15 protein-coding genes are annotated in these 17964 nt (G+C 46.9%); 2 read left to right on the top strand and 13 right to left on the bottom strand.

The annotated features are described in order from the left end of the window. Positions 1–14: 14 nt before the first annotated feature. The 6 genes from galE to ACJA3J_RS18965 all read right to left on the bottom strand — a co-directional run bounded on the left by galE (position 15) and on the right by ACJA3J_RS18965 (position 8325). Positions 15–1004, bottom strand: coding sequence for a UDP-glucose 4-epimerase GalE (galE, locus tag ACJA3J_RS18940; RefSeq protein ID WP_406944998.1), 990 nt, complete (start codon positions 1002–1004; stop codon positions 15–17). Beyond that, positions 1001–2173, bottom strand: coding sequence for a galactokinase (locus ACJA3J_RS18945; RefSeq protein ID WP_406944999.1), 1173 nt, complete (start codon positions 2171–2173; stop codon positions 1001–1003). The genes galE and ACJA3J_RS18945 overlap by 4 nt, the downstream gene beginning before the upstream one ends. 17 nt (positions 2174–2190) lie before the next feature. Next, the gene (locus tag ACJA3J_RS18950) at positions 2191–4407 is read right to left on the bottom strand and encodes an alpha-galactosidase (protein WP_406945000.1); all 2217 of its coding nucleotides are present in this window, start codon (positions 4405–4407) and stop codon (positions 2191–2193) included. Positions 4408–4422: 15 nt separating this feature from the next. Beyond that, a complete protein-coding gene (locus ACJA3J_RS18955) occupies positions 4423–5253 on the bottom strand; it encodes a carbohydrate ABC transporter permease (protein WP_115823937.1) in 831 nt (276 codons plus the stop codon). Further along, positions 5250–6215, bottom strand: coding sequence for a carbohydrate ABC transporter permease (locus tag ACJA3J_RS18960; RefSeq protein WP_406945001.1), 966 nt, complete (start codon positions 6213–6215; stop codon positions 5250–5252). Before ACJA3J_RS18960 ends, ACJA3J_RS18955 begins: the two co-directional genes overlap by 4 nt. 796 nt (positions 6216–7011) lie before the next feature. Beyond that, a complete protein-coding gene (locus tag ACJA3J_RS18965; RefSeq protein WP_115893366.1) occupies positions 7012–8325 on the bottom strand; it encodes a sugar ABC transporter substrate-binding protein in 1314 nt (437 codons plus the stop codon). 249 nt (positions 8326–8574) lie between these two features. On the opposite strand from ACJA3J_RS18965, the gene ACJA3J_RS18970 reads away from it, so the two are divergent. Next, entirely contained in the window at positions 8575–9786 is a 1212-nt protein-coding gene (locus ACJA3J_RS18970; protein ID WP_089652010.1) for an ROK family transcriptional regulator, read from the top strand. A gap of 45 nt (positions 9787–9831) precedes the next feature. On the opposite strand, the gene ACJA3J_RS18975 is transcribed toward ACJA3J_RS18970, so the two are convergent. Further along, a complete protein-coding gene (locus ACJA3J_RS18975; protein ID WP_406945002.1) occupies positions 9832–10203 on the bottom strand; it encodes a hypothetical protein in 372 nt (123 codons plus the stop codon). Between the two features lie 224 nt (positions 10204–10427). Between ACJA3J_RS18975 and ACJA3J_RS18980 the strand changes: the two genes are divergently transcribed. Next, positions 10428–11363, top strand: coding sequence for an LCP family protein (locus ACJA3J_RS18980; protein ID WP_406945003.1), 936 nt, complete (start codon positions 10428–10430; stop codon positions 11361–11363). 59 nt (positions 11364–11422) lie between these two features. Here ACJA3J_RS18980 and ACJA3J_RS18985 read toward each other — a convergent pair whose 3' ends face one another. The 6 genes from ACJA3J_RS18985 to hutP all read right to left on the bottom strand — a co-directional run bounded on the left by ACJA3J_RS18985 (position 11423) and on the right by hutP (position 17927). Next, positions 11423–11836, bottom strand: a complete 414-nt coding sequence (locus ACJA3J_RS18985; RefSeq protein ID WP_115823942.1) for a hypothetical protein — start codon at positions 11834–11836, stop codon at positions 11423–11425. A gap of 157 nt (positions 11837–11993) precedes the next feature. Continuing rightward, positions 11994–12932 (bottom strand): formimidoylglutamase, encoded by a 939-nt coding sequence (hutG, locus tag ACJA3J_RS18990; protein ID WP_406945004.1) that lies wholly within the window; start codon positions 12930–12932, stop codon positions 11994–11996. Further along, positions 12895–14175 (bottom strand): imidazolonepropionase, encoded by a 1281-nt coding sequence (gene hutI / locus ACJA3J_RS18995; RefSeq protein ID WP_406945005.1) that lies wholly within the window; start codon positions 14173–14175, stop codon positions 12895–12897. The genes hutG and hutI overlap by 38 nt, the downstream gene beginning before the upstream one ends. Beyond that, complete coding sequence (gene hutU, locus ACJA3J_RS19000) at positions 14175–15839, bottom strand: urocanate hydratase (RefSeq protein WP_406945006.1); 1665 nt, start codon at positions 15837–15839, stop codon at positions 14175–14177. The genes hutI and hutU overlap by 1 nt, the downstream gene beginning before the upstream one ends. Next, positions 15823–17364, bottom strand: a complete 1542-nt coding sequence (gene hutH, locus ACJA3J_RS19005; RefSeq protein WP_406946329.1) for a histidine ammonia-lyase — start codon at positions 17362–17364, stop codon at positions 15823–15825. Before hutH ends, hutU begins: the two co-directional genes overlap by 17 nt. 119 nt (positions 17365–17483) lie before the next feature. Continuing rightward, positions 17484–17927 carry a hut operon transcriptional regulator HutP gene (hutP, locus tag ACJA3J_RS19010; RefSeq protein ID WP_406946330.1) on the bottom strand — a complete coding sequence of 148 codons (444 nt, stop codon included), beginning with the start codon at positions 17925–17927 and terminating at the stop codon, positions 17484–17486. Between the last annotated feature and the right edge of the window lie 37 nt (positions 17928–17964).

Below are 17964 nucleotides of genomic sequence, written 5' to 3' on the forward strand. Positions count from 1 at the left end.
TCCTCACCACCCTTTTAATCTTCGTACCCATGTGGATGTTCTTGAAACCACTTCCATGCGGATTCTATCATTGTTTCGACTCCTGGATATTGAGGCTCCCACCCGAGCTCTTTCCTCGCTTTTTCAGAGGAGGCAACAAGCTGAGCCGGATCTCCTGCGCGTTTCGGAGCTACTTCCGCCGGAACCGGGTGTCCTGTCACTTTGCGAACCGCTTCGATGATTTCTTTCACACTGAAACCTTGCCCGTTTCCAAGGTTGTAGATGGTGCTTGCGCCTCCTTTTTTCAAGCGGTCGATCGCCTGCAGATGAGCAGCTACCAAATCTTCGACGTGAATGTAATCGCGGATACAAGTACCATCAGCAGTTGGATAATCATCACCGAAGATCATGATCTTCTCCCTTTTTCCAAGGGCTACTTGTAAAACGATCGGAATAAGGTGGGTTTCCGGACGATGATCTTCTCCGATTCGTCCTTTGACGTCCGCTCCCGCCACATTAAAATAGCGGAGGACGGTGTACTGGATACCGTAAGCCTGTTCGGCCCACTTCAGCATTTTTTCAATGGCAAGCTTCGTCTCCCCGTAAGGGTTCGTCGGCTGTGTCGGATCGTTTTCCTGAATCGGAACCTGCTCGGGCTCTCCGTAAACAGCCGCAGTCGAAGAAAAGACGATCCGTTTGACGTCATGTGCAGCCATGGCTTTCAAAAGGGACGTAGCTCCCCCAACGTTGTTATCATAATATTGAAGCGGCTTTTCTACACTTTCTCCAACAAGAGAATCGGCAGCAAAATGGAGCACCGAATCGATATCATTTTCATTGAATACGGTGTTCAGGAACGTCTCATTACGCAAGTCTCCATCATAGAATTTCGCTCCATCCAGCACCGCGGGATGATGACCTGTCTGGAGGTTATCGACGACGATGACGTTTTCGCCCTGGTCCAGGAGCTGTGCTACGGCGTGACTTCCGATGTATCCTGCTCCTCCACATAAAAGTACGGTCATATTTTCTCCTCCTCCAAACGTTTCGCTCCATCTCCAATTTCTACGACATAAAAATCAGCTTCTAAGCCTGTATGTTCTTGATACCGTCGTCCGACCGCTTCGATAAAACCATCCACATGCGTTCGTTTGACGATACTAATGGTGCATCCACCGAATCCAGCCCCTGTCATGCGAGACCCGACAGCCCCTTCGTTCCAGGCCGCTTCGACAAGTGCATCCAGTTCTTTTCCTGTCACCTCATAATCATCTCGCAGTGATACGTGGGAGGCGTTCATCAACTTCCCGAACCCTTCAATGTCGCCGGCATTCAACTGATGAACCGCTTCAATCGTGCGCTCGTTTTCATAGACGGCATGTTTGGCACGCTTCAGAACGGTCTCATCTTTTATGAGTAATTTGTGTGTTTCAAAATCTTCGACACTCAAATCTCCTAAACTATGAATAGAAGCGACTTGTTTCAATTGCTTCAGCGCCTGTTCGCATTCCTCTCTTCGCTCGTTATATTTGGAATCGGCGAGACCGCGGCGCTTATTCGTATTCGCAATGATCAACACATGGTTTTTGAGTTGGACAGGCGTGTACTGATAGTCCAGTGTGTCACAGTTCAAAAGCAGTGCATGATCGCTCTTCCCCATGCCAATGGCGAACTGATCCATGATTCCGCAGTTGACGCCGACGAATTCGTTTTCTGCTTGTTGAGCAAGCTGGACCATTTTGACGCGGTCGATCGATAAACCAAACAGGTCTTCCAGCACAACCCCTGTGACAAGTTCAATCGATGCTGAGGACGAAAGCCCGGCACCATTCGGAATGTTTCCATAAAAAGCAAGATCAAGTCCTGTATCGATGTCGTAGCCGGCTTTTCGAAAAACATCGATGACGCCTTTCGGATAATTGGCCCAGTCATGATCTTCCTCATATACAAGTCCTTCTAGATGAGATTCGACAATTCCTTTGTCTGGAAAATTCATCGAATAAAATCGAAGTTTCTGATCGTCTCTTTTTCTTGCTGCTACATACGTTCCTACACTCAGAGCACATGGAAAAACGTGTCCTCCGTTGTAGTCCGTGTGCTCACCGATTAAATTCACACGACCTGGAGCGAAAAACGTCTGCGCTTCGTGTTCTCCGTTGAATTTCTCATAAAAAACGGAAAGTAAATCCTCCATTTCTATTCCCTCCTTCTTCATTTTTTCTCTTTGATAACGAAAAGCTGAGACTGGTGATCTCCGCTGCGTTCTGCTTTCTGATGATTCGCTCCATTAAATTCCACACCAAGTGGGAGTCCGTGATACATCAGTTCGTCACCATAAAATGTTGAGCTTGTTCCCTCTACTTCATACTGTTTTTCAGAATCCAGACCGCGCAGTTTTAAAACCTGGTCGTTCTTCGGATTCGGGTAATAGTGAGCCCGATACCAGCCGACCACTGCCTGTGCTTTTTCTTCTGAGACCACCATCCATGCCGTATCCTGATGGTTGAACGGATTGGACAGGCGGTAAAATGTGCCGGAATGAATCAAACGACGAAGTGATTGAAATTCGGTGATTTGTTCTTTTACGATGGCCTTTTCTTCGTCAGTCAGTTGACTGGGATCGAATTCATAGCCGAACGTTCCGAAGTAGGCGACATCGGCACGGAACTTTAATGGTGTGTTGCGGTAGGTCTGATGGTTCGGTACAGCGGATACGTGCGATCCCATGCTGCACAATGGATAAGCATGGGATGTGCCGTATTGGATCTTCAACCGTTCGACCGCATCCGTATCGTCACTCGTCCATGCCTGTGGAGCATAATAAAGAAGCCCGGCATCAAAACGTCCGCCTCCGCCCGCGCAGGATTCGAACAATACATCCGGGTACTTCGTCGTCAAACGCTCATACAACTCATAGACTCCGAGGATGTACTGATGAAAAAAGTTGACCTGGTCATCTAGATATTGGGAATATGGTTCTGTGATATTACGGTTCATATCCCATTTAATGTAGTCGAGTCCGGTCTCTTCAATGAGAGAACTCATCCGTTCGAACAAGTAATCGACCACTTGAGGGTTGGAGAAATCGAGCACCTTTTGATTCCGCTCCAGCGTCTGATGTCTGTGTGGTGGACCGACGACCCATTCCGGGTGCTGTTTCATCAGTTCACTTCCAGGACTAATCATTTCCGGTTCAAACCAGAGCCCGAATTGAAGCCCTTTCTCTTTTACTTTTTTCGCTAACGTTCCGATCCCGTTTGGGAGTTTTTTTTCATCGACAAACCAGTCGCCAAGCGAAGTGGTATCATCATTGCGTTTTCCAAACCAGCCGTCATCAAGGACAAACAGCTCGACTCCGAGATCTCGTGCTTCATCGGTGAAACGATCCAACTTTTTTTCATTAAAATCAAAATATGTCGCTTCCCAGTTGTTGATTAAAATCGGACGTTCTTTTTTCATCCACCGTGGTGCAATCAAATGCTTGCGGTGTAAGTCATGGAACGTCTGGCTCATTTCGTTCAAACCGTTTTCTGTATAAGTCAAAATCACTTCCGGGTTTTGGAAGCTTTCATTCTGCTCTAACTTCCATTGAAAAGCCTGTGGATGGATGCCCATCGACAAGCGTGTTGTATCATAATGATCGACCTCAGCCTGAGCGAAAAAGTTCCCACTGTAGACGAACTGCATCGCAATCGCCTCCCCGCTGTCTTCGGTCGTCGCTTCCCTTTTCAAAGCGAGAAAAGGATTGTGCTGATGCGAGCTCGCCCCGCGCACACTTCCTATTGATGAAACGCCGGGCGTTAGTTTTCTCGTTTCGATGTGACGTTCCCGGGCCCATGCGCCTGATAGATGAACCATTTCATAATCAGCGTCAGGGAGATCGATGGATGAAGACATGGAATGCTTCAAAGTCACCGACTCTTCACCATGGTTGGTGAGGCGGTTGCTTCTTGTGAGGACAGGCAGGTCACGGAAAATCGTGTACATGAGCTCCCACTCCACCTGCGCTTGGTCATCTTCGAGCGTAACCACAAGCGTTTCTGCTTCAGACTCTTCAGCGAAAGTTGCTGGAAGACCTTCCAGCTTTGGCTTCCCTTTTATTGTGTGGTGATGTTTATAACGAAAATCAGCGACGGACACGCCCTTCTTTTCTTCTAAAATGAGCGCTGGCGTACGAAAATCTCCTTTTCCATAAACCGGCGCTTCCTGCTTGACGGTTTCCAATGAAAAACCAAGATCCCCTTCAAACGTATGTGTCGTCGAAGGGTTGGTATTTTCATAGTCTTGAAAGTGGCGGAAGTCCCGGCCACGGAGTGCTTTGCCATAGTAGAGATGACCGAGCTGGCCGTTTTTCATGACGTGGAAAATGTAACTGATTTGGCCGTTGGTTAGATGAAATTGTTGTGTTTCTTCATTAATAAAGATCAATGGCTGCTCCTCCTTCTACTCTTTGACAGATCCGCCGAGAATACCGGAAATGAACTGCTTTTGCAGCAACAAGAAGAAAATCATGATCGGCAAGGTAGACAGTGTCGTTCCCATCATGACCTGCCCGTAGTCGATCCGTGACATCCCGACAAGGCTGGAGAGGGCAACCGGCAAGGTGTACATCTCCTGTGATTGCAAGACGACGAGCGGCCAAATAAAGTTGTTCCACTGGAACATGAACAAGAAAATCGCAACAGCGGCAAGCGCCGGGCGCATGACTGGAAGTACGATCCGGAAGAAAATATGAAACTCTCCGGCCCCGTCCACTCGCGCAGCTTCAAGCAAAGAATCCGGAATGGACTGCATGTTCTGTCTCATTAGGAAAATCGCGAATGGATAAGCGACCTGTGGAAGGATGACCGCCTGGAACGTGTTCAGCCAGCCGACACTTCCGAAGATTTCGAACAAAGGAATCAACGTTACGTGATAAGGAATCATGATCGCGACAAGCAGCATGAAGAAAATTGCGTTACGTCCTTTGAATTGGAACTTCGCAAACGCATAGCCTGCCGCCGTACAAACGATGGCGGAAATGGCAGTAAAGGTCAGTGTAATGAACAAGGAGTTCCCCATGACGCGGATGATGCCAATGTTTTCATTCAGATTTTTAAAGTTTTCCCATCCATAATCACCAGGAAGGAAGTTCGGCGGAACCTTGAAAATTTCTCCTGACGGGTTCGTCGCGCCGACAAACATCCAATAGAACGGGAAGACGGAAATGATAACCCCTATGAATAAGAAAGCGTATAGAAACGTCTTTTTAAGCGGACTGATCTGTTGCTTCATTTATCTTCACCTGCCCATTTCATTTGTGCCCAGGAAAGGACCCCGATGATTAATACAAGAACGTAAGCAATGGCGGATGCGTAACCGAAATCAAAGTAACGGAAACCATTTTGATACAAATAAAGGGTGATGGTCAGTGTGGCATTGTTTGGACCACCCTGTGTAAGAATGTAAGGCTCATCGAACAACTGCAGCGTACCGATCGTTGATAAGACGAAAGTGAACAAGAAAATCGGCTTTAACTGTGGCACAGTAATGTAAAAGAACTGACGGACCTTTCCTGCCCCGTCCATCTCTGCTGCTTCATAAAGCGAACCAGGGATGTTTTGGAGACCGGCAAGGAAAATAACCATGTTGTAACCGGTCCAGCGCCACGTGATCGCTGCCATCAGTGCAACTTTTGCCCAGAATGGGTCGGACAACCAGGCGATCGCCTCAATACCAAACAGCGAAAGTACATAGTTCGCAAGGCCATAGTTTTCATCAAGTATGATCATGAAGATGATTGAGGATGCGACCAATGCCGTAATCGCCGGCATGAAGAAAGCAATCCGGAAAAAACTCTTCATTTTCACCAGTTGCGAATTAAGCGCCACTGCGATGACAACAGCTAAGAACAACTGGATCGGTACTTGAATGAGCAAAATGAGGAACGTATTCCCGAGGGCTTTGTAAAATAATGTGTCCTGGAACAAACGAATGTAGTTATCTAGTCCAACGAATTCATACCCTGATCCTGCACGCGTTTGAAAACTCAATAATAAAGACGAAATGACTGGATAAACGGTAAAGATTAAGAAGAATGTAACGGCTGGAAGAATAAATAAGTACGGCACCGTTTTCGGTGTAATCCATTTCTTACGGGATTTCGGTTTTTGGCTGGACGGACCCGGTTTCTTAGATGGCTGCTTGTTCGTTTCGTGGTTGGTATTTGCCATCTGTTCAGCATTCGGTTGACTCACAATGTTCTACCCCCTCAAAGATATTGGTTAGTACTAAAAGCGCTTTCATTTTTGCGGCTTCAGACTTTGTTAATTAATTTAATTTACTTAATAGTAACATAGCCTCCTCCGTTTGTCTGCTCCATTTTCAGAAAAATTACATTCATTTTCACTTCAATAAAGCTCCCGATTGTGGAAGACTCAGTTTCGAGATGTTTTTGGGCTTCGTTTTGCCATAACGGGACTCAGGGGTGGCTGGGAAGCTACTCGCTTTCCTGTGGGGGAGCGTCGAGCTTCCTCGGACTGCGCCCTGCGGGATCTCGTCTATCTCCTTCTCCCACGGGAGTCTCGCAGCTTCCCAACCACCCCTTTCGATATAGGTGAGAAACGAACCCCTTTACCAAGTTGGATGGTCTTCCACTATCCCCCTGTTAGAAGTATAAAGCGCTCTGCATTAGCTTTTACGTTCTGTGGAGCAGTTTATATGATCCACTACCGTTAATGATAAAAGCTGATCTTTTAGAAGTGTTTTCGAGAATCTTCCATGGCAAAGGGGCGAAGGGGAATGGGGAGACTCCTGTGGGAAAAAAGTGCTTGGTGAGACCCCGCAGGACGCAGTCCGAGGAGGCTCACCGCGCTCCCACGGAAAGCGACTCATTCCCCGCAGCCCCCATCAACTCAACAAAAGTCTCGAAACTGAGTCTTCAAGAATCCTGCTATATACTTTAATAAAGGGTTGAAACAAAAAGGTCGATCTCCATGTTGGGAGATCGACCTTTTTTCATTCTATTTGATATAGGGAGATCAATGAAACGGATTAGTTGGCGCTGCGTCCTGTCTCACTTTCAAGCTTGTCCGCTGCGTTTTGAAGCGCTTCTTCAATCGGCGTGCCATCAAGCAGGATGGATGCTTGTGTATCAGACATCGTATCGAACGCACGTGCATAATCCGACGTGTAATTCGCTACAGGAATATCAGATACTTCATCCGCAAACAGTTGGAAAACAGGTTGGCTGTTAAAGTATTCGGATTCCTGGCTGAAGTAGTCTTCTTCATACGTTGTTTCCAAAGATGGGAAAATTCCTTTTTCTTTAAGCGCCTTCATCTGCGGATCTACTTCTGTTGTGAAATACTCAACGAATGCATAGGCTGCACTTTCGTTGTCCGTAGAAGATGGAATCACTAAGTCAGAACCACCAAGGTTTGCTGCGCGGTTGCCGCCTTCCTCAAATGCCGGCAAGTAGAAGACATCCCAGTTGCCGCTTTGATCAGGGGCCTGGTCCATGATCGTACCGGAATACCATACTCCGAATGGAACGGTGGCCACTTCGCCGTTAACCGTTGCAGAAACGACGCCATCCCAACCGTTGTTGTTCAGGACAAGGTCTTCCTCATGCAAACGCTGGATCACATCAAATGCTTTTTGTGATTCTTCGGAAGCTACATCAATGTTGCCTTCCTCATCATAGTAAAAAGCACCTTGCTGGTTCATCATCATACGGTAAAGTGCATCGTCCGCTGCGATGTCAATTGGAACCATTTTTGTTCCTGTTGCTTCTTGAATCGTTTTACCTGCTTCAATGTAGTCGTCCCACGTTTTGATATCATCTGGGTTGACGCCTGCTTCTTCAAAAATATCTGTACGATAGAAGACACCTGCAGGTCCTACATCCCAAGGAGCTGCGAAAAACTCACCGTCTTCGTTTTGAGTCACAGACTTTTTATACTCTCCGAATTTATCTGCGTGCTCATCATAACCGAGCTCAGAAAGGTTAGCGATCGCATCTGGGAATTGATCATGATAGTTCGCTAGACGATCAGACTCGACCATCACTACGTCAGGAAGTCCATTTCCACCGGATGCCAGGCCTACGGTTAACTTTTCATAAACATCCAAACGTCCGATATCTTCCACATTCACTTCAACATCTGGGTATTGTTCTTTGAACCCATCAACAGCAAGCTCCATCGATTCAGCAGCTACGTTCCAGCCCCAAACGGTAATTTCGCCGGATGGTTCTCCACTTTCTCCACTCTCTCCAGAGGATTCTCCCCCTGTTTCACCGGAACAAGCAGCCAGTCCACCAGCCACAAGGCCTACCAAAAGAAAACTTTTCAACCAATTTTTCATTCTGTCTTCCTCCCCCATATTTGATAGCGTTTTCAAAACTTAATAAAATAAATTAACTAACTAGTTATAAGGTAGCACAGAACCATGCAAATGAAAAGAGTTTTTTCAAAATTAACTCTTTTAAAGAGAAGGCTGTTCTATAATAGATACCATAGAGACAACGTTAATGACAGTAACTTAGTAAAATAAATTTAATAAGTTTCTTTTTGTGGTAAAATGGAAGTAGTAGAACATAGTTGGAGGAATCGTATGAGCACGCACTATACTAGAGGTAGTTTTCAGTTGATGAAATCGATGAACCGCTCGATTATTTTGAATATGATTCGCGAGCATGGGCCTATTTCCCGTGCGGATATCGCGAAGCAATCGAGATTGACTCCACCCACAGTGAGCAATATCGTGAAAGAACTTATCCAAACACAATTTGTTATTGAAACGACACAGGGGCAGTCCAAAGGTGGACGTAAACCAACATTACTGGAGATCAACGCGGATCATTTTTACATCATCGGAGTCGATGTAGGGACCTTCCATATGAACTTTGTGGTTACGAACTTATATGGAGAACTGAAGGATGTCGCAAAAAAAGACATTCCTTCTTACCCGTCAAAAGAGGATATTCTAGATACGATGAAAAGCGGTATTCGTGAATTTTTCACGTCAGGTAAATGCGATCCAGAAAAGTTTCTCGGCATCGGCATCGGGATGCACGGGATCGTGGATCCGATTGAAGGAGTCTCTCGTTTCGCTCCATCATTCCAGCTTTACGATATCCCCATAAAAGCGGAACTTGAAAATGAGTTTGATATGATTGTCAAAGTTGAGAACGACGCGAAGGCGATGACGCTTGGAGAATATTGGTTCGGTAACGGAAACGATGCGGATAACATGGTCGGTGTCAACGTCGGGAACGGGATCGGCGCTGGGATGATGATCAAAGGACAACTTTTTCACGGAGAAAACAATATCGCAGGAGAAATCGGCCACATCACGATTGACCTTTCCGGACCGAAATGTACATGTGGCAATTACGGGTGTCTGCAGACGCTTGCTGCTGGTCCAGCCATTGCAGAGAGAGCTCGCAAAGAATTGAAAACAGGGAAGCCATCCATGATTCGTGACCTTGTGGATCACGATTTTGAAAAAGTGGACGGAAAGCTTGTTTATGAAGCAGCCTGTGAAGGGGACGAGTTCAGCATTGAACTGTTAAATCAGACAGGAAGGTTTCTCGGTATCGGCTTGACCAACTTAATTCATACATTGAACCCGAAGCGAATTATTATTGGTGGGGGCGTTTCGAAGGCCGGGGACTTTCTGATGGATGGAATCAAAGAAACGATCCATTCCAGGGGACTGACAAGTAAAGCGAAGGAAACGCATATCGTTTTATCCAAATTAGAAGAGCACGCATCAGCGATCGGGGCATGCGTATTGATATTAGAAGAATTTTTCTCGAGATAATAAAAGATCCTGCCGGCAATTTGAAGCATACGGCAGGATCTTTTTTTATGGATTCATTTGCATTTGCAGGACCATTCCTTCTAACACATGGATGTTCCTTGCGTTGTACCGGATCCCTTTGTAATCAAAAACAAGAATCTGGCTATCTTTCACATTGAGGAGTTCCTCATAATTTTTTTCGGACACGATTTTTTGATAGCTGATGGTTGCGATGATATTTTTTCGAGCCAGATACACCTTCATTCCGTTCAATTGCGAACGGATTTTTTTATCGGGCGGTTCTTGATCATAAAAATAAACAAAATGCAGTTCATTCTCCATTGAGGATGTAAACTGTTGGATCGACCTCTCTGTCGCATTCTGTGCACATCCCACTAAAAGACCCAAAACGAGCACCAGTCCCAACCACTTTCTCAATTTACATTCCTCCAAAAGAATAGCTTATACCACTATATGCCGAACCCTCCCCTCGTACCACACCTTCCAGAAAATAACGTACCAGGTCATCCATATTCTGGATGACCTGGTACACCAATATTTAACAATTACATTCCATATTTCCCTCTCTTTATGGGAGAGTTTTTACATGTATCTACAAAAATCGTATAATAGGATAGTAGTTTATAGAAAGAGGTGGGTGAATGGAACGCAGGGAACTGAAGAGAAAGAAAAGGCGTAAACGCAGACGTTGGAAAGTCCTCCTATTTGTAGTCGCACTCATATTTTTAATCGGAGGCGTTTATTTATATACCATCTATAATGAAGTTCGTACGACGGTGAACCAGGATTTACACGAAGATGTAACTTCGATCGATACAGATGAAACCAAAGAAAAAGTAGATAACAAGGAACCGTTGAATATCCTCCTTCTCGGTGTTGATGAAAGGGAGAATGATGTCGGTCGTTCCGATACAATGATTGTAATGACGCTTGATCCGAACAACGATCAAATGCAGATGGTCAGCATCCCGCGGGATACGTATGCAGAAATTGCAGGCGACGGACGTAAGACACGAATCAACCATGCCTACGCCTATGGGGGTAGTGACATGGCCGTGAATACAGTGGAAAATTTCCTTGATATTGAGTTGGATTATTACATCCGGGTCAATATGGAAGGACTATCTCAAGTTGTCGATGCTGTGAATGGAATCACAGTCAATAACGATCGTGCCTTCAGCTCAGGTCCATTTAATTTCAAAGAAGGCGAAATTAAACTGGATGGTCGTGAAGCGCTTGCTTTCGTCCGCATGCGTAAGAATGACCCGAACGGAGACTTAGGCCGTAATGAACGGCAACGTCAGGTCATCCAGGGCATCATCGATAAAGGAGCGCGTCTTGACGCTGTGAACAAAGTCGGTGACGTTATGGATGTGCTCGGTGACAATGTGAGCACAAACATGCAGTTCGCGGATATGCGCAGACTCGTCACGAATTACAGCAGTGCTCGTAAAAATTCGACCACCTATCAAATGGAGGGAGAAAACTTCCGGGCTAACGGCATGTATTTGATCGACATGCCTGAAGAAGAGATTCAAAAAACACATGACATGATTGTTAATTTTGGTTCTGAATAATACAAAGCCCCCTTCTCGCCTGAGAAGGGGGCTTTTCATTTGAAGACAGGACGCCTTGCTTAGGCAGCATCCTGATCTTCCTTTTTATTTGCTGTATATTTTTTTATGGCACGGATAATCCCAATGAAAACAAAATAAATGCCGGAAAACAGAAAGAAGCCCAGCACACTGACTAATGCATCTGCAAACTCCATGTTTCCACTGCCGGTTATTTTCTGCTGAATCTCAACGGCAAAAACAAAAACAAGCACCATGGCGAATGTAAATAAAAACGAAATGGCCGTTATGCTCCACTTTGCTATGGCATGGAAAAGAATATCAACGAAAATAAGACCGATAATTCCAAGGATACCAATGACCCAGAAGTGGAGGTCCTTATCTGTCAGATTCCACCCCATCATTTGCGTGAATTTCAAAATGACGTCATGCCAAACATTGACTACATCAGCCAACAATAAAATAACTTCTCTCATTGCTAGTCTCTCATTCTCCCATCTCAAAAGCTAAAACAAATCACAAGATTAAACTAAAAATACCATAAGGAGAAACGCTTGTATATGCTTTCTTACAAATACTGTTAGACCTGGTCATCCATTTCATGGATGACCAGGTCTAACAGTTATTTCCATATCAAACATACATGTACCTTAGCATGACGTGAGCAGCAAGCCTGCTCGTCATATCCCTGAAATCTTTGGTAGGATCAACTTCTACGATATCCATGCCTTTGACAAGAGGATGTGCGGCCGCAAGGGACACACTGCTTAACAGCTCTCTCGCCGTCATACCTCCTGGCCCAATGGCTGGACATCCAGGTGCATACGCCTGATCAACCGCATCCATATCGACAGACAAATAAATGCAGTCACATTTATTTTCCAATATCTGTATGACCTGGTCTGTTAGAATATGGATGCCTTTCTCTTCGACGTCGGCCATGGTGTAGGTGTGGATGTTGTGTTTTCTAGCATAGTCGGCGTAGGCTTTGGCGTTGGAGAAGTCGCGGATGCCGATTTGGACGAGATCTTCTCCGCGAATGACTCTCCCTTCGACTAAACTGCGGAATGGGGTCCCGTTTGTTCGTCCTCCATCTTCCACATTTCGCAAATCATGGTGAGCATCCCATTGAATGACGCCGACTCTCCCGTATTTTTCATGAAAGGCAGAAATACTAGGAAAACTAACCCCATGATCCCCGCCAAGCATTACATACTTGGAACAAGCTTCGGTGTCGATCATTTCTTTCACACTCATCTTCAAACGTTTCCGTGTTTCCTCGTTATCCGTCGGATGCACCGGAACGTCCCCAAAATCCAACATCTGCACATCTTCATAACTTTTGTCTTTCTCCCCTGAATACGTACTGTAAGATCCCAGTGCCCTTCTTATAGTTGCAGGTGCTTCTGATGCACCCGACAATGAAATGGAAGTTTTAGATAAAGGAAGTCCAATGACCCCTATATCCCCAGTTTTCCCCGGCTTGTAATGTGAGACCGTTTCATCCACCTTTGTCGTATAACGATCTTTGAATCTAGCATCCCTGCCCGGGTTGAGGTACTGAAAAGACACGAGCGCCCCTCCTCTCCCACACCTTTCTTCCATTCTTCCATACAGCCTTCGCATGATTTGCTGCATAGTGATACGGAATGTACTTATAATTCGGGACATCCCACAAAACGACATCCGCTTTTCTCCCTATACTCAAACACCCGGCAACGTCTCCTCTTCCAATCGCATGTGCGGCATTCACCGTCACACTATTCCATATCTCCTCCGGTGTCATTTTCATTTTTAACGCGGCAAGCGACATGATCATCTGCAGGTTGTATGTCACACAGCTGCCGGGATTGAAATCGGTGGCCAGGGCGACGGCCGCTCCGATATCAATCATTTTTCTAGCATTCGCGTAATGGTCTTTTCCTAAGTAAAAGGTCGTTCCCGGAAGCAGCACAGCCACCGTGCCACCCTCGACAAGGGTGTCGATCCCCGCGTCAGAAGCCGCAACAAGATGATCTGCCGATGCCGCTCCCATGGAAACGGCGAGTTCCGTTCCTCCGAGCGGATCGATTTCATCGGCATGGATTTTCGTTTGAAAGCCGAGTTCCTGGGAAGCTTTCATAAACCGCCGGGACTGTTCGATGGTAAAGACACCCGTCTCACAAAAAATGTCCGTGAATTCCGCCAACCCTTCATCGCTAATCTCCGGCAACAGACGGATCATTTCATCAAGAAACGCTTCTTCCTCCCCCTTATACTCCGGTGGGATCGCATGAGGACCTAGAAAAGTGGAAACTAAATCTAGCACGCTTTCTTCGTTCAATCGTTTGACGACACGCAGCTGTTTCAACTCTGCTTCCCACTCAAGTCCATAGCCGCTCTTCGCTTCAAGTGTCGTCACCCCATGAGCAGCCATCTGCTCTAACGTCTGTTTCGCTTTTTCGTAAAGCTGCGTTTCACTTTCCGCCCGCGTCGCTTCCACCGTTGATAAAATCCCGCCTCCTTTTTGCAAAATCTCCAAATAAGGGACCCCGGCCTGCTTCAGCGCCAGCTCATTTTCCCGAGAACCACCAAAAACAAGATGGGTGTGCGGATCGACGAGACCAGGTGTTACAGTTTTTTCCATAGCATCGACCCGCTCGCTGGCTTTTAGTTTCCGTGCTTTTTCATTTGTGCCGATCCAGGCGACCTTGCCATCTTCAAAAGCGATCGCCATGTTTTCTTTTACTTCCAACTGTTTCATCGCATTCCCTTTTAGCGGACCCTCTGCAGGTAAAATCAACTGTCCAATATTTTCAATCAGCGTATCGTACATCACTGTCCTCTCCTTTTCATCGGGATATCAATTTCATACTTATCCGCTTCTTCGATCGCTTTATCATAACCGGCATCAGCGTGACGAAGAATGCCCATGCCTGGGTCAGTCGTCAGGACGCGCTCCAGTCTTTCTTCCGCGAGCTCTGTGCCATCTGCCACAACAACCATTCCTGCATGGAGCGAATATCCCATTCCAACGCCTCCGCCATGATGGAAGGAAATCCAAGAGCCACCGGCCGCTGTATTGATGAGTGCATTCAACACCGCCCAGTCCCCAACCGCATCACTGCCATCCAACATCGATTCTGTTTCTCTGTTCGGTGAAGCGACTGATCCACAATCAAGGTGATCCCTTCCTATGACCACAGGTGCACTCAACTCCCCTTTTCTCACCAGTTCATTGATCGCCATCCCCATCTTTTTCCGCTCCCCGTACCCGAGCCAGCAAATCCTTGATGGAAGCCCTTGAAACTGGACTTTTTCCTGTGCCATGCCAATCCACCTCAACAGCTTCTCATTTTCAGGAAAAAGTTCCTTGATAAGCTGATCGGTGCGGTAGATATCTTTCGGGTCGCCTGACAAAGCTGCCCAGCGAAACGGCCCTTTCCCTTCACAAAACAATGGACGGATGTAGGCGGGAACGAAACCTGGAAAGTCGAAGGCATCCTTTACACCTTCTTCTAATGCAACCTGACGGATATTGTTGCCATAGTCGAAAACAATGCTGCCTTTTCTTTGGAACTGGAGCATGAGCTCAACGTGTTTGGCCATGGATTTTGATGAAAGGCGTACATACTCACCCGGATCCTTTTTCCTCAATACGGCCGCTTCCTGCAGCGAATATCCAACAGGTACATAGCCATTCAACGGGTCATGGGCAGATGTTTGGTCTGTGACGATATCCACTTCCAACCCATTTTGTAAAAGCCGTTCATGCGTTTCAGCCGCGTTTCCTAATAGAGCAATTGAAAGAGCCTCCCCGTTCGCCTTCGCTTCCTTCGCCCATAAAACCGCCTCTTCCAAGGACTCTGTGCTCACATCGCAGTAGCCAGACTGCAGACGCTTGGAAATACGGTCAGGATCCACTTCGGCAGCAATGACGACACCGCCGTTCATTGTGACTGCAAGCGGTTGGGCTCCTCCCATGCCACCAAGGCCCGCCGTCAGTGTAATCGTCCCTTTCAACGACCCGCCAAAATGTTTTTCAGCAAGAGATGCGAACGTTTCATATGTTCCTTGCAAAATGCCCTGCGATCCAATGTAAATCCAGCTTCCTGCCGTCATTTGTCCGTACATCATGAGACCCTTCTGATCGAGTTCATGGAAATGCTGCCAATTCGCCCATTTCGGAACCAACACGGAATTGGACAACAGCACTCTCGGCGCATTTTCATGAGTTTTAAAAACACCCACAGGTTTCCCGGACTGGACGAGCATCGTTTCATCCTTTTCCAGACGCTTCAGCGTTGCAACGATCGCATTAAAAGCTTCCCAATTCCTTGCCGCTTTACCGATGCCCCCGTAGACGACGAGTTCTTCTGGAATTTCTGCGACCTCCGGATCAAGGTTGTTGCAGAGCATCCTTAAGACAGCCTCCTGTTCCCATCCTTTGCATTCCAACGTTGTTCCTGTTTTGGCTTTCACTTTACGTGTTGTCGACATACGTTTCTCCTCCTTCATGAACGGATTTCCACTTTCTCCAGTCAAAAGCACTCTCTTTCAACCATTGCTCCACGTTTTCGATATCCTTGGAAAACACTCGGTCCTGCGTCACTTTCGGTACGACAGTCCTTGCTGATTTCCAAAGGTCCTGAGCAAATACCGATGCGCGCTCAATTCCCCTTAGTTCCAACGCCTGCAAACTGCATATTAACTCAATCGCTGCAACTTTTGTCGCGTTGTCGATGACCATGGCCGCGTGCCGGGCAGCCGTTGTGCCCATGCTCACATGATCTTCCTGATTCGCAGACGATGGGATCGAGTCGACACTTGCGGGATGGGCGAGGGTTTTATTTTCAGAAACTAACGATGCAGCGACGTATTGAACGATCATCAACCCCGACTCAAGCCCCGGATTCGCACTGAGGAACGGCGGAAAATCATTGAGCTGTGGATTAACGAGACGTTCAATCCTCCGCTCTGAAATATTGGCCAGTTCACTGATTGCTATTTTTAAAAAGTCCATCGCAAAAGCGATCGGCTGGCCGTGGAAGTTACCACCGGATACGACGACTTTCCCACCTTCTAAAAGCAGTGGATTGTCTGTTGCCGCATTCATTTCAATCGTCAATTTCTCCCTTACGTAATGCAGCGTCTGCCATGTCGCCCCGTGCACTTGTGGAATACATCGTAAGGAATAAGCGTCCTGCACCCTTTTTTCTCCTTGAAAAGTGACAAGATGACTGCCGTTGATTAAATGGCGCATTCGTTCGGCGACAGCCATTTGTTCCGGGTAGCCACGCGCTTCATGAATGCTCGGATGAAAAGCATCCCGTATGCCTTCCAGTGCCTGTAGCGTAAGGCTTGCCACCCAGTCACACTGCAAAGCCAGCCGCTCCGCTTCGATGTAACTGATGACTCCGACCGCCGTCATCGCCTGGGTTCCGTTAATGAGCGCAAGCCCTTCTTTTGCCTTTAACGATAATGGCTTCAACGACAGCCTCTGTAATATATCCTTTGTTGCATGTCGATCTCCTTCATAAAATACTTCCCCTTCTCCCATCAAGACGAGCGCCAAATGGGCGAGCGGAGCTAAGTCCCCGGAAGCCCCGAGTGACCCTTGTGACGGAATGACCGGATGGACATGAAGGTTTACGAGATCACACAGCCTTTGGACGAGCACTTCCCGGACGCCCGAGTAGCCTTTCATAAGGGCGTTCAACCGAAGCACCATCATGGCACGGCTTACTTTTTCAGAAAAAGGTTCCCCCACTCCGCACGCATGCGAACGGATCAGATGGTGCTGCAGGCTGTCGACGTCTTCTGCAGCAATTCGGACATCACTCAATTTTCCGAACCCTGTATTGATGCCGTACACCGAGTGCCCTCGGGTCACGATTTCTTCGACGGTTTCTCTGCTTGCCCTGACATCGATCAGGCTCGTTTTTGATAAGCCGATTTTGGCACTCTCGAAACAAATTTCCTTCATTTGCTCAATTGTTAAGTCTCTTCCATTGAGTTCGATCATCCACAATCCCCCTTTCGCTTGAAAAGATTCTGGTGGATTTTCTACAAAAAGAGGCGACAATGGCATAGGAAATACCATTGTCGCCCCCTCATCGCTCATGACTATAGGCCACCTATTCTTTATATATGATTGATACCGAGTCCAAATGTCTCATGTTCCAAACCTTTTACCGGAGCACCGATTGTTCCGTAAAAAGCAACGGCGATCCACTCACCTTCTTCCTTCCGGTCATAAGGTTTCCCACGCACGACGGCAAAACGCAACCCGACGGTACGCATCATATTGCCGACACCGATCTGCCCCCGCGTCACGCCCTGTAAGGATTCTAAGATCGCATGATATAACGCATGCGTCTCCCTGTAGACGTTTTCTGCAATGATGCCGTTCCGTTTGGCGGCGGTCTCGACTGCAGCAATCACTTTTTGAACTTCCATTGAACCCGCTTTCCCTTGGCAGTAGGAGACGTGTTCTAGATCTTCAGAGATGAATCCAAGATCATCACTTTCTAATGCGGATAATAGCATAGCTATTTTACCAATATAGACCGTCTGTGACACCGTTATCCCCACGCTTCCGATTCACTACTAATGACTAATATCT

The organism is Halobacillus sp. SY10 (genome assembly GCF_045401165.1).
Classification (GTDB): Bacteria; Bacillota; Bacilli; order Bacillales; family Halobacillaceae; genus Halobacillus; species Halobacillus aidingensis.